Raw genomic sequence first — 19,716 nt, forward strand, 5'->3', positions numbered from 1 at the left:
AACGCCCGCTTTCCCTCGTTTTCGCACAGCTTGCTTGTGATCTTGGAATGCTGAACCGTTCTGTCGAGATTTTACGGGATTTGATCGCTTTCCCAACGGTTTCGTCGGATTCGAACCTGCAGCTCATCGACTATCTTTCGGAACAGCTGAATGCGCTGGGCGCGCGGTGTATCGTGACCCATGATGACAGCGGCGCCAAGGCCAATCTGTTTGCCTCGCTGGGGCCAGATCTGCCCGGCGGTATCATGCTGTCGGGCCATACCGATGTGGTGCCTGTCACCGATCAGGACTGGACCAGCAACCCCTTCGACATGACGGAACGGGACGGCAAGCTCTACGGCCGCGGAACGTGCGACATGAAGGGTTTCATCGCGGCGTCCATAGCGCTGGCTGAACAGATTGATGCCGCGTGCCTAAGCCAGCCACTGCATTTTGCGTTCACCTATGATGAAGAGACAGGGTGTCTGGGCGCACAAAACCTGGTCGCGGATCTGTTAGAAAAAGGAATTGTCCCTGATATTGCAATCGTCGGTGAACCCACCGAGATGCGGGTTATTGAAGGCCACAAAGGGTGTTACGAATACACCACGCGGTTCACTGGTCTTGAAGGGCACGGATCGGCGCCGGATGTCGGGGTGAATGCGGCTGAATACGCCGCGCGCTATGTGGCAAAATTGCTGGAACTGCGCGAAGCGTTGAAAGCAAGGGCACCCGAAAGCAGCAAGTTCGACCCGCCGTGGAGTACCATCAACATCGGGCGCATCTCGGGTGGCGTGGCTCATAACGTGATTGTTGGAAAGGCCGAGGTCGATTGGGAAATGCGCCCGGTTCAAATTAGCGACGCAGAGTTTGTCAAAGGCAAAGTGGCCGACTACGTCGACGGGGTACTGAAGCCCGGTATGAAAGCCGTTCACCCGCTGGCAGATATTGAGCTTGAAACCATAGCCGAGGTTACCGGGCTTGAGCCTATGGCGCAGAACGCTGCGCGGGATTTGGTGACCAAACTGACGGGTGCGAACGGAACCGACCTTGTTGCATTTGGAACCGAGGCCGGTTTGTTCCAACAACTAGGCACACATGCGGTTGTGTGCGGTCCCGGTTCCATAAATCAGGCCCATAAACCGGATGAGTACCTTGAACTGGAACAGCTAGAGCTGTGTTGCAGCATGTTGAAGAGGCTGGGTGCCCATCTGACGAATACCTGAGCGCTTCAGCCCACCCGACTAGCGCATAACAAACGGATCTGGGATCGGATCATCGCTGGTGCGCAACCAGATCGCTTTGAGCTTGGTATAATCCAACGCGGATTGAAGACCGCCTTCACGCCCAAACCCGGACAAACCGTGCCCACCAAACGGCGCAATCGGGCTGACGGCCCGGTAGGTGTTGACCCAAACGACCCCGGCACGAAGGCTGCGCATCATACGGTGTGCGCGGGTCAGGTCCTTGGTGAACACACCGGATGCCAGCCCGAATTTGGTGTCATTTGCCAATTGCAGTGCTTCATCCTCGGAGTCGAAGCTCAAAACAGACAACACTGGCCCAAAGAACTCATTCGTCAGACACGGCGCGTTTGGCGCGTCCGAGCAATCAATGACTGTGGGGGGGAAGTAGTTACCGTCGCAATCCAGAGGTGTTCCACCAGTGATCACTTTGGCCCCTGCAGCCTGAGACGCTGCAATCAAGTCAACGGCTGTTCGAATCTGACCTTCAGTACAAAGCGGGCCGACCTCGGTTGCCATGTCATCGGGACTGCCAATCACGACGCTTGCCGCTTTTTCCGTCAGACGGGTCAGGAACGCGTCTTTGATTTTGCCGGATATGATCAATCGCGATCCTGCGACGCAGCTTTGGCCGCTGGCTGCAAAAATACCCGAGATCTGCGCGTTGACCGCACTTTCGATATCGGCGTCTTCGAACACGATGAACGGTGATTTCCCGCCCAGTTCCAATGACGTCGATGCAAGGTTTTCAGCAGAATTTCGCACCACTTGGCGCGCAGTTTCCGGCCCACCGGTGAAGGCAACATGATCGACCTTGGGGTGGCTGGTCAGCACCGCGCCGCATTCGGGTCCAAAACCGGTGATCACATTCAAAACACCGGCAGGAAACCCGGCCTGATCAAAGATGCGAGCAAATTCAAGCATCGGGGCAGGGCCGTCCTCGGACGCTTTCAAAACCACCGTGCACCCCGCAGCCAGAGCAGGCCCGATTTTCACAGCCGACAGGAACAATTGCGAATTCCAAGGCACCACTGCGGCCACGACGCCCACGGGCTCGCGCCGCAGCCAGACCTCCATATCCGGTTTGTCGATGGGCAGATGCGCCCCTTCGATTTTGTCGGCAAGCCCGGCATAGTACCGGTAATACTCGGCGACATAGGCAATCTGAGCCGATGTCTCGCGGATGATCTTACCCGTGTCTCGGGTTTCCAGTTGAGCCAACGTTTGCGCGTTTTCAGCGACCAGATCGGCAAGACGGTACAAAAGCTTACCACGGGCAGTGGCCGTCATCCCCGCCCATTCCGATGCGAAGAACGCCGTTTCGGCCGCGTCCACCGCTGCGTTCACATCTGCGGTTTTCGCTTCGGGCATCATCGCCCAAACCGACCCGGTTGCCGGATCGCGGCTTTCAAATCGCGCGGACCCGTCCGAGAACCTGCCGCCGATGTACTGCTGAAACTGCTGCATTTCTTCTCCTCAGGCGAAGGCTGGCATGACGTCTTTGATGAACCGTTCCAGCGATGCCTTTTTGCGCTCGAAACTCATACCGCTGTCGATCCAGAACGAATACTCATCATAGCCCAGATCCTCGTAGGCCTTGATGCGCTTGATCGCGTCCTCGGGCGTTGCAATAACACTGTCGCGTATCATTGCCTCGGGTGAATAGAACGGATGCGCCGAGATTTCTTCGTCCGTCAGGGTCTTGATCAACCCCTGAGACACGGGCCGTTCGTTTTTGAACCACGCGCCGAAATAACAATAAAAGCGATTGATCTCTTCAGCCGCCAACCTGACATCTTCCGCGTCCGAGGCGATATAGGTGTGGTTCAGCAACATGATCCTGGGGCGCGGCACATCTGGGAATTTCGCACAGGCCGCATTGAACGTCTCCATAAGCCGGATGATCTCTTCATCGCCCTGCCAAAGGGGCGTGACCTGTACATGGCACCGGTTTTCGACCGCAAACTCATGTGTGTTGGGATCGCGCGCGGCAACCCATATTGGCGGCCCGCCATCCTGTACAGGTTTGGGCGAAGACGTCGCCGTCGGGAACGCGTGATATTCGCCATCCTGCGCATAGTCGCCTTGCCATAATCCCTGTAGCGCGGGAATAATTTCGCGCATGCGCTGGCCAGCCTCCCATGCGTCCATGCCGGGCATCATGCGCTGGTATTCATAGTTATAGGCGCCGCGCGCAATGCCCAGATCCAGACGACCTTCGACGATCATATCCGCCATTGCGGCCTCACCCGCCAACCGTATCGGGTGCCAGAACGGTGCCACGATGGTACCTGTGCCCAGCCGCACGTTTTTGGTTTGCCGCGCCAGATCGACCAGATTGAGGAACGGGTTCGGCGAAATGGTGAAATCCATCCCGTGATGCTCACCGGTCCAGACAGCATGCATGCCGCCTTCATCGGCCATTTTGGCAAGCGCTAGAAAGTCATCATACAGCTGGCGTTGATCCTGATCTGGCGAGGTGCGCTCCATATGAACAAACAAGGAAAAGTGCATTTTAAAGACCCTTTGTCGCGACCGGGCGAACTTCGCCTGAATTCTGATTGCCATAGTAGATGCCGAAGTTACCAAGCTCGGCTTCTTCGGCCAGACGTTCCAGCATGGTCAGGATGGCAGGATCCGTGACATCGTGAAATGACGACGCCTCCAGTGGCACAAAAGCGCCGGTCTTCGGGATACCCTGTTCAGCCTGACACAGGAACGAGATGTGCTGAATTTTGCGACCGATATCTTCAAACACGGAATAGACAAATCCTGGCTGCGCCGTCAGGCCGGTGTTTTCGATCAGCTGTTTCAGTGCCGTCGTCGCCCCCAGCTTGGTTGCGACCATTTCGGGCAACCCAAGCCCTCCGGCTCCATCATCGACCAGCAATATCTCTCCGTTCCGCTCGATCAGGGCGGACACGACCAGATTGGTGTTTTGCGAAAGCGCCTCTGCCGCGGTTGAAGGCGTCACATACGCTCCTTGCGCATATCCAAGCCCCGGTGCCGATGCGCTGTCAAAGGCTTTGACAGCACCGATCAGGATGACGTGATCACCAGCGTCCACGGTCTGATGTAAGGTGCAATCAAACCAAGCCGACACGCCGTCCAGGATCGGTGAACCTTGCGGCCCGTGGCGCCAGTCAATGTCTGCAAACCGATCTTCGACGGGTTGCGCAAAAGTATTCGAAATGTCGATCTGGGTTTCGGACAGGACATTTACGGCAAACCCCTCGGCCTGCACCAAGGCGTCATAGTTGCGCGAGCTATTGGCGAGGCAGACCAGTACCAAGGGCGGATCCAGCGACACCGAAGTGAACGAGTTGGCGGTAAATCCAAGCGGGTGACCGGATTTATCCTGCGAGGTCACAACTGTGACGCCGGTCATGAAAGTTCCAAAAGCATTGCGCAAAGCGCGCGTATCATTCGGGGTCATTGCAGCTTCCTTTGCAGGATGGGCTGGCCCTGGTCGAGCCAGTCCAAAAGATGCGCCGTCACAGTGTCAGGTGCGGTTAGGTTTACCATATGGCGATGCCCTTTGATGATCACAGCGCGACCATTTTCCACGGCTGCCGCCATGGCGCTTGCCATTTCAGGGGTCGAGTTTGGGTCACCGTCACCTGTGATTGCCAGCAATGGGCATTCTAGCGATGCCATTCTGTCGGCATATGTTGCGTCACCACGTGCAAAGGCGGCATAGGCTGTGGCGTATCCATCTTGATCGACCGAGCTGAGCCATTCCGCGACCTTGGCTCGTGCAGTTTTTTCTATGGGGTTGTTGCCGAACCATCGCGTAAGTGGGGTTTCAAGATCAAAGCGGCCTGCAGTGATTTCTGCTGCGCGCGCGATCACCGCCTCGGTGGCGGCGGCATCCCTGCGGTAGACGCCATTCAGCAAGGCGACACTGGACGTCAAATCCGGGTATTCAATAGCAAATCCCAAAGCGACTAACGCGCCCATAGAATGCCCTGCAACGGCCACTGGGCCAAGGTCCAAGGTTCGCACAACATCATTCAACCACGCCACGAAATCGGGCAATTGGCTGTCCATTGGCAAGGGCGCGCTGCCCCCATGTCCCGGCATATCAACTGCGATCACCCGACCGGTTTGGCACAGCGAGGCGATCTGCGGTTCCCAGGCGGCTGATTGCATTCCAACGCCATGCAGCAGAACCACAGGCGTACCTGTGCCGTGATCTCTGAACGTCACGTGGCTTGCAGACTCAGACAGCTGCCGGGTTGTCAACGTCATGGCCCAATTCCTTGAGGTCCTGATATCGATCGCCGATCCTGTGATGCGGGCGACCACCGATCGAGGCCCCGAGCGCGATCAGAATCTCATCCGCAGCTGGCGCATCCGCGACCGACGTCTGGATCGTCAGATAGTGCGACCGCCTGCCCCCGTCGTTCTTGTCCATCAATGGGATCATCAACGGCGCATTGGCCGGACCCCGCGTATTGCAGAACGACAGATAGGATTTTGCCCCGACCGCATTCCGATAGTGGTTGCCAAAGTGCAAGGTGTGAATCAGGGCCGAGGCATGTTCGACTTCACCGTTCAATCCAACGATTGCAGATTTTCCATAGGCTTCTACATGATCGCCGCTCCCGGCGGCGTTCAAAATCATTTCAGTCAGCATCTGCCCCAGTCCCGGGGCGCAATCGCGGATCTCGGGGGACAGGTCGTCGACAAAGCCCGCACCGGCCCATGGGTTGCGGATTACAGCCATCGCAGCAATCAGCTTTAGCGGGTTTTCAGCCACCTTGCCGCCTTCGATCAGCGTATTTTCTTCATACAGAAGCGTTTTGCGAACCTCAGCGGGCATTGGGTGTTCCTTTGATGATGTGATTCGATTAGTAATATGGTATACCATACTATGATAGGTCAATCTTACTTGTCCCCAGAACCCAACGCGGATACGAAATCCCTGATGAAATCCTCAGAACCCCCTTTGCAAAAAATCGACAAAGCGCCACAGACCCTGCGCGATATTGTGCAAGACAGGTTGCGCGAAGCGATCATTGATGGACGTTTTGCCCCTGGTCAGCGACTTGTCGAGCGACCGCTTTGTGATCAGCTTGGCGTCAGTCGGACGGTGATCCGCGAGACAATTCGTTTTCTGGAAGCGGAGGGTCTGGTGGAAATCCTTCCCAACCGTGGCCCCGTTGTCTCGACCCTGGACTGGGCTCAAGCCAAGCAGATTTATGATGTACGCCTGTTACTTGAAGGCGCAGCAGCTGCGACCTGTGCTCAACGGCATGGGCAGAATTTTGCCCCCGAACTCGACCGAGCACTGAACGCTGTAAAGACGGCAATGGGTGACACTGAATGGGCCAATCTCTTGCTGGCCACGACGCGCTTTTACGAGCTTATCTTCAAGGAGGCGGGACATATCGTAGCTTGGGAGATTGTTCAGCGCCTTAACGGTCGGATCAGTCGCCTACGCGCCTTGACGCTTTCGACCCGCAGTCGCGACGGCAAGGGGCTGAAACAGTTGACGGCAATCCACGATGCGATCCTCAGCCGTGACCCGAATGCCGCCCGTCAGGCTGTTGAGACGCACATCACTGCCGCAGCAACTGCCGCGCAAGGTTTCCTGAAAGACGCGAAGGCCGGTTTGGGTAAAGACCTACAGCTTTGAGACATTAGTGATTCCCAGCGGCCCGAGCGCGGTGAACGCGGAACGAGGTAAGAAAATCCGTTAAGATTGGTTCCCGCTGCGGGGAACCGCAGCGATGCCCGCCAGGCGGCCTCTCTGATAGTCGCTGTCAGCGTAATCCCGTAATGCTTCAATATTGGCAATCTCTGCGTGGTTTCGGTTGATCTTAACGCCAACGGATTTCAACCGTGAGAACGCGCGGCTCAGGCTCTCGGGTTTCATGCCCAAACGTCCGGCAATCAGCAATTTGTCATATGGCAGTTCAACATCACAATCCCCGGTGTCACTGTCGCACAGGTTCAACAAAAACTCGGCCACCCTTTGCGCACCAGTCTGCGCCTTCAGTTGTTCAAGCTGGGACACAAGAGAATGCAAATGGGTAAACGTAGCCGCCAGAATCGAAACGCCGATTTCCGCGTCTTCGCGCATCAGGGACAGCAGAACCGGGCTGGGCAGATGCATGACTTGGCAAGGGGATACAGCTTCAGCGGAAACAGGGTAGGGGACATTGCGCAAGGCAACAGCCTCACCAAAGCTTTCGCCACGGGTAAAGACACTTACCACAGCCTCGGCGCCGGATGGTGACATGCGGAACAATTTGACCCATCCCGCCAGCACCACATGAATGGCCTTGGCTTCTTCCTCTTGAAGAAAGATCGTCTCGCCCCGGTCATACTCCCGCCAGATCGCATGGCTGAGCAACGTGTCGATATGGTGTTCCGGTAAGCTTTTAAGCAAAAGCGACTGTCGAGCGATCGCTTTTTGTGCTTCATACGCCACGAAGGGTCCCCCTTTTCCCTGGTCGGTGATCTGACCGGTACATCCCTCATCCATAGGCTATCCGAAACCGGTATCTGGCGCACCCGTCTTTTTCCGTTGCCCGAACTTGACAATTGTCATGTCACCGGGGGCGCCGCGCGCCTACGCTCGGCCAAAGCCAGTATTCCCGGGAGCAAGCGAGATGGACTACGAGCGATTTTTTAGCAGCAGCCTCGATGACCTGAGGGACGAAGGAAACTACCGCGTTTTCATCGACTTGCAACGGCGCTGCGGGTCTTTCCCAAACGCGCGGCAGACTGATGGCACCACCCAGCGCGACGTGCGGATCTGGTGTTCAAACGACTATCTGGGCATGGGACAACATCCTGCGGTAGTTGGCGCTATGCATGACGCGTTGGATCGTTGTGGCGCGGGCGCAGGCGGCACGCGTAACATTTCCGGAACAACGCATGATCACGTCCTGTTGGAGGCAGAGCTTGCTGATCTGCACGACAAAGAAGCCGCGCTGTTGTTTACCTCGGGCTATGTGTCGAACTGGGCTGCCCTGGGAACGCTCGCTGCTAAAATCCCAGGCTTGATCGTGTTCTCGGATGCATTGAACCACGCGTCGATGATCGAAGGCATTCGCCATTCGCGCGCGCAGAAGGTGATTTGGGGGCATAACGATTTGGCAGATCTTGAGGCCAAGCTGGCTGCCGCAGATCGTGACGCCCCTAAGATGATTGCCTTTGAATCGGTCTATTCCATGGATGGCGATATCGCCCCCATCAAAGAGATCTGTGATCTGGCCGACAAATACGGCGCCATGACATATCTGGATGAGGTCCACGCCGTTGGGCTTTACGGCCCGCGCGGTGGTGGCATTGCCGAACGCGAAGGTCTGATGCATCGCCTGACAGTGATCGAAGGCACGCTGGGCAAAGCATTTGGCGTTGTTGGCGGCTATATCGCGGCATCGGCGGCGCTGTGTGATTTTGTGCGCAGCTTTGCCAGCGGGTTTATCTTCACAACGGCTTTGCCACCGTCTATTGCGGCAGGCGCAGCGGCTTCGATCCGGCATCTGAAACGGTCAAATTGTGAACGTGATTTGCAAAAGGTCCGCGTGGCACAGGTTCGAGCCCGGTTAGATGCTGAAGGTATTCCATACCTGCACAATCCAAGCCACATCATCCCGGTGATGGTTGGTGATCCGGTCAAATGCAAATTCATCTCGGACACACTGTTGGAGGAATTCGGTATTTACATCCAGCCGATCAACTACCCAACCGTTCCCAAGGGCACCGAGCGTCTGCGGATCACGCCATCTCCGGTTCATACGGACGAAGATATCGCCCATCTGGTCGGCGCATTGTCGGTTCTGTGGCAGCGGTGTCAGATCGCAAGGATGCCGATGGCGGCACAATAGTCAAAGCGTCACTTGTTTGGAGAATTGCCGCCCGGTCGGGCGGCTTTTCCGCACTCAAATCAAATAGAGAACAAAGATCACGACCGCGAAAGCCGTCAGAACCAATGTGAACCCGCGCAACCAGGCCGGACTTTGGGCAAGGTCGAGGTAGCGGGCGAGAATTACGCGTGTTTTGATCAAGGCAAGCAACAGTATACCCGCTGCAGCAATCTCTGGCATGCCGGGCAGCTTCGTCAGTAGCGCTGTGACAGAACTCAGCGTCAACAGAGTGAGCCATGCGCATGAGAGAGGGTTAGGGTGCCTCCGGCGGGAGTATTTGCGAAAAGATGAAGCTTTGGGCACCGCTCTTATCCCAACAGGTAGATCACGGGAAACAACATGATCCAGGCCAGATCAACCATGTGCCAGAATTGCGCGCCCGCCTCAATATTGCGCAGATCGTCCCGCCAGGCGACCAGCAACAGGATAGTAGCACCTGCCAGCACATGGGCGGCGTGAAACCCCGTCAGCAGATAGTAGAACATGAAGAACGGGTGGGTCTCGAAGGTGATGCCCTGCGCTGCTTTGCCTGCGTATTCCGTGCTCTTGATGAACAGGAAAACGACCCCCAGTGCGGACGCGCCAATCAGGGCTATTCGTGCCGCGACGCGCTGGGCGGCACGGCGCCAATGCAACGCTTTTGCCGCCAGGTATCCGGATGTGACCAGAACCGCCGTGTTCAGCGCCGCACCGGTGCGATACAGATGAGACTGCGCCTCGGCAAAGCCAACCGGGTCGGTCAGGCGGACGCTCATGAAAGCGACCAGTCCCGCGCCAAACACAAGCAATTCCGAGACAATGAGTATCCACATCAGTAACTCGCCCGGTAACTCGTCGATGAGGGATGCGTCGCTCATGCACCGACCAGTTGGCGGTAGATCTGCGGCAGGGCCATGGTCAGGCGTTGTGGGTCCGGGATGACAGCAAACCCCCCTTGCCCAAACATGCGTGGGAACCAGCTTTTTCCGGTTTTGTCGATGGTGACGCCAAAGACCGATTGGCCAACCCGACGGGCCTCGCGGACCGCCTGCCGCGTGTCTTCGATGCCGTGACGACCCTCATAGTGGTCCAGATCGTTGGGCTTGCCATCGGTGATCACCAGCAGCAAACGACGCTTGCGGGACTGGTCTGCCAGATCAGACGAACAATGGCGAATCGCTGCACCAAGGCGGGTGTAGTGGCCCGGCCGCAGTGACGCGATGCGTTGCTCAACCGCTGTGCCCATCGCTTCATCAAAACGCTTGCAGCGCTGGACATAGACACGCTGGCGTTTCAGCGAACTGAAGGCATGGATGGCAAAATCATCGCCGCAGGCGTTCAGACCCCATGCCAGGGCCGCCAGTGCTTCGCGTTCGATGTCGATCACCGCGCGACCTGTGACAGCGCTTTCAGTGGACCGGCTGACATCCAGCAAGATCGATACCGCCAGATCGCGGTCCTCTGGGCGGGATTGCATCCAAATGCGCTCGTTTCCTTCTCCGCTGGCTTTTCGGTCCACGGCACTGCGCACGGCGGCCTCGACATCCAGTTGATCTCCATCCAGATGGCCGCGCGTCATCACACGGCCTGGGCGAAGAGCTTCGAACTGGCGTTTGACGGCGCGGATGCGGCGGGCGGTGGCGGGGTCTTTGCCGAATTCGGCGGCATCCTCGCGGATATCGGCATCCGACAGCAGAACGTTGACGTGATCAGGCAGATACCGCCCGGTGCGTACGTCCCATTCGGGATAGAGAATTCGGCCCGACAAACGCTCGCGGTTCACATCCTCGGGCGCGAGATCCAGATGCAGTTTCAGCTTGGTGGGCGGCGCTTTGGAGATTTGCCCAAGTCCGATCTCTTCCTGATCGTCAGCCGCCTTTTTGGCATTGTCGGGATCGTCGTCATCAATGCGTCGGTTGATATTGAGGAACTCGGCCCAGCTGAGGATTGCTTCGAACTTGTGCAGAATGAAACTGTCACTGCGCGAGGCTTGATCGGATTTGCGGCGGCGGGCGCGGTGGGTTTTTTCGCCAGTTTCTTCAGGCGGGCCTTCGGTATCGGGGTTTTCAACTTCGGTGTGTTCGGAAAACCCAACGGCACGCAGGTCGGGCCACAAAGGCACCGGGCGGAAATTCTGGTACCCGCGCGGCGCGGTTAGTTCGTTGTCCAGCATCAACAGCTGCTCGCCTTTCGCAGGCATGGGCTGAGGATCTCCCAGCATGTGGCGGATCAGGTCTTCGACCGCTGCTTCTGCAGGTGGCAGGTTCGGGATATCGCGCTGGTGCAGCACGCCTTTGCAAAGCTGTGTGTAAAGCGGGCGCAGGCCGGGGGCATCGTCCAGCGTGGCCGAGACCGTCGCTTGCGCAGCTGTTAGAGCGCTGAGATCGGCGCGCAGGGGGTCTTTTTCATCAATTCGGGTTCCGGCGTGGGCAGCGACAGCGGCAAGCCAGACATACAGTGCGCCATTGGCTTCGCGTGCTGGAAATACGGCCAGCCGATCTGGCAATCGCAACACTTCGCCATCAAACGAGGCGCGCGGCATCAATTCCACTTCGGTCCCCAACCTGCGTCGCCAGCTTAGGCGGTGGTGCGAGACCTCGGGCGAGACCGGGCGCAATTCAACGCCCGGGCTACCCCCCAATCCTCGGAAGAGGACGGCCAGCCGCCCCGCGACCTCGGAAAGGTCGACCGCGGCTCCATCGTGCACCTGGGGTGCATCAAGGCGGCTGGCAAGGGTGTGCCACAGTTTCCCGATTGTTTCTTCGGGTTCCCATGGCTCAAAATCGATCTTAACCATCAGTTGGCCTCACCCAAAGACAGCCGTGACAAGATCGAGGAGCCCGCGTTTGACATCCTCGTCATCGGTCAGAGGCTCGATCATAGCGGCAAGGATGGCGCGGTCTGTTGACATGCCTTGAGCGATCAGTGTCGCGGCATAGACAACTAGGCGGGTGGAAACACCTTCCTCTAGATCCTGACCCTTGAGCCCACGCAACTTGCCTGCAAGGCGCACCAGCGGTTTGCAGCGCTCCAGCGGTAACCCGCTTTCCTGCGCGACGACTTCAGCCTCCATCTCGGGCGATGGGAAGTCGAACTCCAGCGAGATGAATCGCTGCCGGGTCGAGGGTTTCAGGGTTTTCAGGATATTCTGGTATCCCGGGTTATACGAGGCCACCAACATAAAGCCGGGCGCGGCCTCAAGTTCTTCGCCGGTGCGATCAATTGGCAGGATGCGCCGGTCGTCGGTCAGCGGGTGCAACACGACAGTCACGTCCTTGCGGGCCTCGACCACTTCGTCCAGATAGCAAATAGCTCCCTCGCGCACCGCGCGGGTCAGCGGACCATCGACCCAGACGGTTTCCCCGCCTTTCAGCAGATAACGCCCGATCAGGTCGGCGGCAGCAAGGTCATCGTGGCAGGCCACGGTGTAAAGCGGGCGGCCGAGACGGGCGGCCATATGCGCGACAAAGCGGGTCTTCCCGCAGCCCGTCGGACCTTTCAGCAGGACTGGCAGGTCGTTGTTGTAAGCGGCGGTGAACAAGTCACATTCGCCGCCTTGGGCGAGGTAGAAGGGGGCGTCAACCGCCCCCGGTTCCATTTGTAAGGAGCCATCCATATCCATCACTCCGCAGGGGTTTCAGCGGCACCAGGTTCGATGATCTCTTTCCGGGGCACCCAGATGGCGTACATGAACAACAGCGCGCCAAGGACCACGACCAGCCCAGATCCAAAGCGCATCCAGTAAAAGATCGCGATCTGATCCTGCACGTCCATGAAGTAATCACCGATCACCCGCTGCATATGCGTTTGAACGGTTCCACCAAAGGTCAGCACGAACGTCATAAAGACCATGCCGCTGGTCATCAGCCAGAAGGATCCCATGTTCAGCACCTGATTATACGGATCCCGGTTTTTCAGGATCGGCATTGCATAGCTGAAGATCGCCAGGTTGAGGCAGACATAGGCACCGTAGAAGGCCAGGTGACCGTGGGCCGCGGTGATCTGTGTGCCATGGGTATAGTAATTAACCCCGTGCAGCGTGTGCAGGAATCCCCAGACACCGGCACCGAAGAAAGCCAGCGTGGCACAGCCCAGCGACCACAGCAGCGCAGCCTTGTTGGGGTGGTCCCGGCGGCCTTTCCAGACCATGACAAAGGCAAAGGCCATCATCGCAAAAAACGGGATCACTTCGAGGCTTGAGAAGATCGATCCGATCCACTGCCAGTAACCGGGCGTCCCGATCCAATAGTAGTGGTGGCCGGTGCCAAGGATGCCTGAGAACAGCGCGGCGGCGACAATGACATAAAGCCATTTCTCGACGATCTCGCGGTCAACACCCGTCAGCTTCAGCATCAGGTAGGCCAGGATCGAGGCCATGATCAGTTCCCAAACACCTTCGACCCACAGGTGAACAACATACCACCAGTATTGCTTGTCCAAGGACAGGTTGCCCGGATTGTAGAAGGCAAACAGGAACAGCAGCGCCAGACCCCAGAGACCCAGCAACAGGATGTTGGTGATCGCGGTCTTCTTGCCCTTCAGAACGGTCATCGACACGTTGTAAAGGAAGATCAGCGCCGCCACGACGATACCGGCCTTGACCCATTTGGGTTGCTCAAGGAACTCGCGCCCCTCTTTGCCCAGCAACCAGTTCCCTTCGAACAGGTTGAACGTATAGGTCAGCACCACGCCCAGCGTGCCGACTACAAGGATCAGCAGCTGCAGATAGGCCAGCTTGGTCGAGTGTATCTCACGCTCGGCTTCTTCCGGGATCAGGAAGTAGGCCGCGCCAAAGAAGCCCAGGATCAACCAGACGATCAGCGCGTTGGTGTGCAGCATCCGCACGATGTTGAACGGCAGCAGCTCGCTCAGGAAATTGGGGGATACATAGATCCAACCTGCCAGCAGGCCGCCCAGCACCTGGATCACGAAAAGGCCCATCGCTACGGCAAAGTAGGCATAGGCGATTTTTTGGGATTCGTATTTCATTTCTCCGTTCCCTTCTCAGCCCGCTTCATTCGGGGGCCAGCCCTGAGCGTCGATATTGTCTGTCCAGATCAGGAAGTTGGTCAGATCGCGGATTTCTTCGTCGCTGAGGTTGAATTGCGGCATCTGTCGGCGACCGGGAATTTCGGTCGGTTGCGCTTCCATCCAGCCTTTGAGGGCTTCAAAGGCCGATTCCGGGTCGTCCAGAACGCCCCAACGTGTCATCACGTTGCCGACTTCGGGGGCAAAGTAAGCCCCTTCACCCAGAATCGTATGGCAGTTGATGCAGGCGTGTTTTTCCCAGATATGTTTGCCCCGGACGACGCTGTCATCCAGTTTCGCCGCGTTCTCGGAATTGACGATGTACAGATGGGAATGGGCCGACAGGGCCACAAAGATAAGAATGAAGAACAGTGACCCGCCATAGAAAATATTGCGAGCCATGCTCTTTGTCATGACTTCTCGCATCGCGCTCTCCTTTGCGCCGATTAGCTAGTAGAAGCACAATGAAGACGGGGTGACGCGACTGCCTTAACGAAAGTCAAGACGGGCCGCAGGAAACCAATCGTCCTGTCAGGGCTGTGAGGCCAAGCGCGATCCGGTAAGTGCGGGCCACATGGCAATGAGGTACAGCGCGATGGCCGCAATCCAGAGCCCATCCGCCACCAGCATTGCGGTCAAGTAACCGGCATCTAACCCTGATCCAAACCACCTGAGTAAAGCCGCAGCAGCCATCAACCCATAAGCTGCGGCCATCGACGGCGGCGCGACCAAAGCTCGACCCGTATGACCCAGCGCGGCGCGGCTCATCATGGCCAGGGTCATGCCGCCAACGCAACCAATGCCAAGAACGTGTAATGCGGCAACTTCATTGCCATAGCCCAATACTGCCAGCCCCCACAGCACCAGACCCAGTGCCAGCATGCCAAGACCCAGATGCAGAGCAATCAGAATCGGCTGGCGCAGGGCCCAACCCGCCCGCCAACGTGCCATTCGCGCCGCGTGAACCGTTCCCAGCGTCACAGCCAGAACGCCGGTAAGACCGGTTGCGCCAACTGGCAAGGCGCTCAGCGGTAGGGCCAAGGCCAGCCCCAGTGCCGGCTTGTCCAAACGCGCGGCAGATACCGGCCAGGCCGCCTCGGGTTCACCGGCCCGCTTCATCGCGTTGCGGGTAAACGCCGGTGTGATCCGACCACCCAGTATTGCGATCATGGCGCAAAGCGTCAGCAGACCGGCGCGCAAGCCGGTCTGCAACGTCTCATCTGTTGCACCGACCCATTCCAGGTGGGTCATCAGATTGGCGAGCCATATGAATGTAAGCAGAGCCAGAAATACCATGTTCTGCGGTTTTGGCCGGCGGATCAGTTGGCTGGCGGTCTTGGCAGCAAGAACCGGCACAAATGCCAGATCGATCACAGCCACCACACCCGGCGATAAAGACGTCGAAAACCACATCGCAAGCCGCCCTGCGAGCCAAAGCGTAGCGGCCAAAGTGATAAAACCTGCGCGTGCCTCAGGGCTGCCGGTCCAGTTTGGGACGGCGGTTAAAAAGAACCCGCCCAACGCAGCGGCGGCATATCCAAAAATCATCTCATGGGCGTGCCAAATCGGTGGGGTCATCGCATATGGCGCCGCCTCGAGGGGCACAGCGCCGGTCTGCATTACCAACCACAAACCCCAAGCGCCGCCAGCAAACAAACCGTAGAGCCCGGCGAACAGGAAAAAAATGCGAAAGCTCTCTGCAAAAATACGTGTGATTGCCGCTGGCATGGCTGCTGTCCTTGGTCCGGAATCTGTGTGGTCCAGACCTAGCAGTGCGGTTTTGCCCCTGACTTAACCAAAATCAAAAGGGTGAAAATATGTGTTTAAAACACAGGTTTTTTGCAGTCTTTTTTGCACAATTGAGAGGGTTTCTTCGCGGGATTCCGCCCCTCTCGTTGACTTTGGTCAAGGAGCGGACGCCGCGCCTGCCGCACGTTCTGGCATGCCTCACCACGCAAATGGAGAGTGATCATGTCACTTGGAATCAGCTACAATAAAACGGGCCGCGCCTTCGGGGTCGGTTTGGCAATGTTGCTGGGCAGCGTCGCTGCGCCAGCCTCAGCCGAAGAGCCAGCATTAAGCGACGAAGCGTTTGACTCGTCCAAGCAGCTTTACTTTGAACAATGCGCAGGCTGTCATGGTGTTTTGCGCAAAGGCGCCACAGGTAAAAACCTGGAACCCCATTGGAAAAAGACCGCAGCCGACGGCACCGTGACCGAAGGCGGGACGCTTCAGTTGGGGCAGGAACGCCTTGAAAAGATCATTGCCTGGGGAACCGAGGGCGGCATGAACAACTTCTCGGACATCATGTCCGAGCAGGAAATCAAGGACATGGCGACATACATTATGATGGACGCCCCCAAGCCACCAGAGATGTCGCTTGAGCAGATGAAGGCAACCCGGAAGGTCTATGTCGAAGAAGCCGACTATCCGACGGAGCCGCTGCATGGCCGCAACTGGGAAAACTTCTTTGTTGTTATCGAACGGGACGTGGGCAAGGTGGCCGTGATCGACGGTGACACCAAAGAGGTGCTGACGCACATCCCGACCGGATATGCCGTGCACGTTCTCAAAGCGTCCGAGCATCACTCGATCACAGAGCCCGAGCATCCCGGCCGCTTTTGGTACACGATGGGCCGCGACGGCAAGATGACCAAGATCGATCTCTGGCAGACGCCGGAAAACATGTTGGTTTCCGAGGTCAAGATTGCCTACGACGCACGTGATGTTGCTGTTTCCGGCGATGGAAAATACGTCATCGGTGGGGGTTACTGGCCACCGCATTTCGCTATCGTTGACGCCCAGACAATGGAGCCGGTCAAGGTCGTATCGACCCGTGGCGTGAACGTGGACGGGGATTATGTGGAAGAGGCCCGTGTGGCAGCGATCTACACTACGCCGAACGAACCCACTTGGATCGTCGCAGTGAAGGAGCTGGGGCAGTTGTGGCAGGTCGATTACACCGATCTGGACAACCTGCGCATCGACAAGATCGACAGTGCCAAATTCCTGCATGACGGGTTCTTCGATCCGACTGGCCGCTATTTCCAGATCGCCGCAAACGCATCGAACAAGATGGTGGTTGTCGATACCGAAACCCACAAGCTGGAGGCGATGATCGACACGGCCGCGCTGCCGCACCCCGGTCCGGGGGCGAACTGGATAGATCCCAATTGCGGTCCGGTTGCAGGCACGACCCATCTGGGCGTTGGCACCGTGACAGTCTGGGGTAATGACCCCGAAAACCGTCCCGACGATGCGTGGAAGGTTTGCTACGAGGTCGAAACCGACGGACCCGGCCTGTTTGTCCGGACTCACCCGAACTCGGATTACATCTGGGCGGACCAGACCAAGCACCCCGAGCCCGAAATTCAGCAATCGGTGCAGGTCATCTCGAAAGAGACTGGCGAGATCGTGAAAACCATCCAGATCACCGAAGACGAAGGCAGCGCTGCTGTTCACTTCGAATTCAACGCGGATGGCACCGAGGTCTGGGTCTCCAAGTGGAACCTGTCGGATTCGAAAGAACCCAACGGTCAGATCGTGATCTTCGACGCCAAGACATTGGAAGAGATAGGCCGCATCGACGGGCTCTATGCCCCGACCGGCAAGTTCAATGTCTACAACCGGTCGAATCACGTCACCTGACGGGTTCGAAACCTAACACCGGAAAGGGCGGGCCCATCGCCCGCCCTTTCTTTGATTTCCGGGTCCTGTCCCGGCGAACCAACAGCCTAATTCATCAGCTTGCCGTTCACAGCGGCCAAAACAGCCATAACGGAGCCCGGACATGACCCAGCCCGAACCGGAAAAGAAAAAACCGATCTGGCGACGGTATTTCCTCTGGGGAATGCCCGTGGCCGGGGTCGCAGTGGCCTTTGCCGCTGGCATCATCTTCTGGGGCGGGTTCAACACTGCCATGGAAGCCACCAACACCAAGGAATTCTGTGTCTCGTGCCACGAGATGCGCGATTTCGTCTACGAGGAATACACAGGCACGATCCATGACGTGAACCGGTCTGGTGTGGGCGCGGTCTGCTCCGACTGCCACGTGCCCAAGGACTGGACCCATAAGATGATCCGCAAGATCAAGGCCTCGAAAGAGCTTTATGGAAAGATGGTTGGCACCATCAACACCCGCGAAAAATTCGAAGCCAAGCGCGTGCATCTGGCGATGAACGAATGGGAGCGGATGAAAGCCACCGACTCGCGCGAATGCCGCAACTGCCATGATTTTGAATCTATGATGCCCGAGTTTCAGAAGCCCCGCGCCCGACAGCAGCATCTGAATGCCATGCAGGTCGGTCAGACCTGTATCGACTGTCACAAGGGGATTGCACATTCGGATGCCCGTGAACGGGCCGATGAAGAATATCTGGAACAACTTGAGGCCCCGAACCCCGCCTTCATTCGCGAAATCCCTGCCGAGTATCTGGCCAGCCTCGAGAGGATCGAAGCCAAAGAGGTTGCCGCGGCCGAGGCCGAAAAAGCCGCGAAACAAGCACAACAAGAGGCTGTGCAGGCTCAGATCGCAGCTGCCGTTGACGCGGCAGTGGCCGAAGAACGCGCCAATGCTACTGGTGAAGGGGCCGCAGCACCCGCAAGCGGTGGTGGCAGTGACGTCGGTGCGGATATCGACTGGACGGCTGTGGCCAGCGCGGATCTGAAACTATTCTACCCCGGCCAGGCCTCGTTTGAATGGGTGCAGAACGGTAAGTTCCACGGCGGCGCGCGCCCATTGACCAAAGGCGGCGACCAGTGCACCACCTGTCACGCCAAAGAGCTGGATATGATCGGCAACAAGATTGTGGCTGGCGGTGAATTGGAACCGACCCCGATCCCTGGCAAGCGCGGTGTGATCGATGCGACAGTACAAGCAGCCCATGACGACGAAAATCTGTATATCCGTCTGCAGTGGCCGGATGCGGGCCATAACCCGGTGCCGTTCGTCGATGGCGGCAAGATGGATCCGGACAACCAGATCAAGGTTGCAATGATGATCACCGGCACCGGGATCGAGATGGGCGACCAGGTAGGTTGCTGGGCCTCGTGCCATGCTGACAACACCTATATGCCCTTTGCGCCCGAGGCGGATGCAATTGCTGCCGATGGCGATGTCGCGGGTCGCATGACGGCTCAGGACACGGTGACCAAATACATCAGCGAAAGCCGTACCGAGGTTGAAGTCAAAGGCCGCCGTGGCAAAGCGCTGGGTGGTTGGGACAAGCTGCAAGCCGAAGCACAGATCGAGCAGTACCTGACGGATGGCACATTCCTTGACCTGATGCGCGTCTATGCAGATGGCAGCGCCTCAAATGGTTATCTGTTGGAACAGCGTGTGGTCAACGAAGGCGAGATTGCAGCGTCGGCCGAGCTGTCTGGAGGTGCGTGGACCGTGGTGTTTTCCCGTCCTTTGAACTCTGGCGCGCCCGGTGACGTGCCACTGGAACCTGGCCAGACCTACACCATTGGCTTTGCCATTCACGATGACTTTGCCGCCGCGCGATTCCACCACGTGACGCTGGATACCAGCCTGGCGCTGGATGACGACAGCGCCTTTGTTAACGTGATCAAGCAATAAAGGATTGAGGCCGGACTATGCG

The 19,716-nt window shown here is 57.7% G+C and carries 18 protein-coding genes; 5 read left to right on the forward strand and 13 right to left on the reverse strand.

Going from position 1 to position 19,716, the window contains the following annotated elements; translation table 11 throughout:
* Positions 1–47: 47 nt before the first annotated feature.
* Positions 48–1,205 carry an acetylornithine deacetylase gene (gene argE / locus Q1B13_RS22465; protein ID WP_299084452.1) on the forward strand — a complete coding sequence of 386 codons (1,158 nt, stop codon included), beginning with the start codon at positions 48–50 and terminating at the stop codon, positions 1,203–1,205.
* An 18-nt stretch (positions 1,206–1,223) separates the two neighbouring features.
* Here argE and Q1B13_RS22470 read toward each other — a convergent pair whose 3' ends face one another.
* From Q1B13_RS22470 to Q1B13_RS22490, 5 genes are read right to left on the reverse strand one after another with little or no spacing between them, the layout of a single operon-like run.
* Entirely contained in the window at positions 1,224–2,690 is a 1,467-nt protein-coding gene (locus Q1B13_RS22470; protein WP_299084450.1) for an aldehyde dehydrogenase, read from the reverse strand.
* A 9-nt stretch (positions 2,691–2,699) separates the two neighbouring features.
* The gene (locus Q1B13_RS22475; RefSeq protein WP_299084448.1) at positions 2,700–3,737 is read right to left on the reverse strand and encodes an LLM class flavin-dependent oxidoreductase; all 1,038 of its coding nucleotides are present in this window, start codon (positions 3,735–3,737) and stop codon (positions 2,700–2,702) included.
* Between the two features lies 1 nt (position 3,738).
* On the reverse strand, positions 3,739–4,659 hold the full coding sequence (locus Q1B13_RS22480) for a flavin reductase (RefSeq protein ID WP_299084446.1): 921 nt from the start codon (positions 4,657–4,659) through the stop codon (positions 3,739–3,741).
* The gene (locus tag Q1B13_RS22485; protein ID WP_299084444.1) at positions 4,656–5,474 is read right to left on the reverse strand and encodes an alpha/beta hydrolase; all 819 of its coding nucleotides are present in this window, start codon (positions 5,472–5,474) and stop codon (positions 4,656–4,658) included. The genes Q1B13_RS22480 and Q1B13_RS22485 overlap by 4 nt, the downstream gene beginning before the upstream one ends.
* Positions 5,446–6,048 carry an amino acid synthesis family protein gene (locus Q1B13_RS22490; RefSeq protein ID WP_299084442.1) on the reverse strand — a complete coding sequence of 201 codons (603 nt, stop codon included), beginning with the start codon at positions 6,046–6,048 and terminating at the stop codon, positions 5,446–5,448. The genes Q1B13_RS22485 and Q1B13_RS22490 overlap by 29 nt, the downstream gene beginning before the upstream one ends.
* 105 nt (positions 6,049–6,153) lie before the next feature.
* Here Q1B13_RS22490 and Q1B13_RS22495 point away from each other — a divergent pair, with 105 nt between their 5' ends.
* Positions 6,154–6,864, forward strand: coding sequence for a GntR family transcriptional regulator (locus Q1B13_RS22495; protein ID WP_299084440.1), 711 nt, complete (start codon positions 6,154–6,156; stop codon positions 6,862–6,864).
* A gap of 60 nt (positions 6,865–6,924) precedes the next feature.
* On the opposite strand, the gene Q1B13_RS22500 is transcribed toward Q1B13_RS22495, so the two are convergent.
* Positions 6,925–7,662 (reverse strand): Crp/Fnr family transcriptional regulator, encoded by a 738-nt coding sequence (locus tag Q1B13_RS22500; protein WP_299084522.1) that lies wholly within the window; start codon positions 7,660–7,662, stop codon positions 6,925–6,927.
* 181 nt (positions 7,663–7,843) lie between these two features.
* Here Q1B13_RS22500 and hemA point away from each other — a divergent pair, with 181 nt between their 5' ends.
* Entirely contained in the window at positions 7,844–9,067 is a 1,224-nt protein-coding gene (hemA, locus tag Q1B13_RS22505) for a 5-aminolevulinate synthase (RefSeq protein ID WP_299084438.1), read from the forward strand.
* A 54-nt stretch (positions 9,068–9,121) separates the two neighbouring features.
* Here hemA and Q1B13_RS22510 read toward each other — a convergent pair whose 3' ends face one another.
* The 7 genes from Q1B13_RS22510 to Q1B13_RS22540 form a co-directional block, all read right to left on the reverse strand.
* Positions 9,122–9,409 (reverse strand): cytochrome C oxidase subunit IV family protein, encoded by a 288-nt coding sequence (locus Q1B13_RS22510; protein ID WP_299084436.1) that lies wholly within the window; start codon positions 9,407–9,409, stop codon positions 9,122–9,124.
* Positions 9,410–9,414: 5 nt separating this feature from the next.
* Positions 9,415–9,963, reverse strand: coding sequence for a cytochrome c oxidase subunit 3 (locus tag Q1B13_RS22515; protein ID WP_299084434.1), 549 nt, complete (start codon positions 9,961–9,963; stop codon positions 9,415–9,417).
* Positions 9,960–11,882 (reverse strand): VWA domain-containing protein, encoded by a 1,923-nt coding sequence (locus Q1B13_RS22520; protein ID WP_299084433.1) that lies wholly within the window; start codon positions 11,880–11,882, stop codon positions 9,960–9,962. The genes Q1B13_RS22515 and Q1B13_RS22520 overlap by 4 nt, the downstream gene beginning before the upstream one ends.
* 9 nt (positions 11,883–11,891) lie before the next feature.
* Positions 11,892–12,707 (reverse strand): CbbQ/NirQ/NorQ/GpvN family protein, encoded by an 816-nt coding sequence (locus Q1B13_RS22525; protein ID WP_299084431.1) that lies wholly within the window; start codon positions 12,705–12,707, stop codon positions 11,892–11,894.
* Positions 12,707–14,074 (reverse strand): cbb3-type cytochrome c oxidase subunit I, encoded by a 1,368-nt coding sequence (locus tag Q1B13_RS22530; protein WP_299084429.1) that lies wholly within the window; start codon positions 14,072–14,074, stop codon positions 12,707–12,709. Before Q1B13_RS22530 ends, Q1B13_RS22525 begins: the two co-directional genes overlap by 1 nt.
* 15 nt (positions 14,075–14,089) lie before the next feature.
* Positions 14,090–14,539 carry a cytochrome c gene (locus tag Q1B13_RS22535; protein ID WP_299084427.1) on the reverse strand — a complete coding sequence of 150 codons (450 nt, stop codon included), beginning with the start codon at positions 14,537–14,539 and terminating at the stop codon, positions 14,090–14,092.
* Between the two features lie 105 nt (positions 14,540–14,644).
* A complete protein-coding gene (locus Q1B13_RS22540; protein WP_299084425.1) occupies positions 14,645–15,841 on the reverse strand; it encodes an NnrS family protein in 1,197 nt (398 codons plus the stop codon).
* A 243-nt stretch (positions 15,842–16,084) separates the two neighbouring features.
* Here Q1B13_RS22540 and Q1B13_RS22545 point away from each other — a divergent pair, with 243 nt between their 5' ends.
* Positions 16,085–17,761 (forward strand): cytochrome D1 domain-containing protein, encoded by a 1,677-nt coding sequence (locus tag Q1B13_RS22545; protein ID WP_299084423.1) that lies wholly within the window; start codon positions 16,085–16,087, stop codon positions 17,759–17,761.
* A gap of 142 nt (positions 17,762–17,903) precedes the next feature.
* Positions 17,904–19,694 (forward strand): NapC/NirT family cytochrome c, encoded by a 1,791-nt coding sequence (locus tag Q1B13_RS22550; RefSeq protein WP_299084422.1) that lies wholly within the window; start codon positions 17,904–17,906, stop codon positions 19,692–19,694.
* The last annotated feature ends 22 nt before the right edge of the window (positions 19,695–19,716 follow it).

This window comes from uncultured Ruegeria sp. (assembly GCF_947489545.1).
GTDB lineage: Bacteria > Pseudomonadota > Alphaproteobacteria > Rhodobacterales > Rhodobacteraceae > Ruegeria.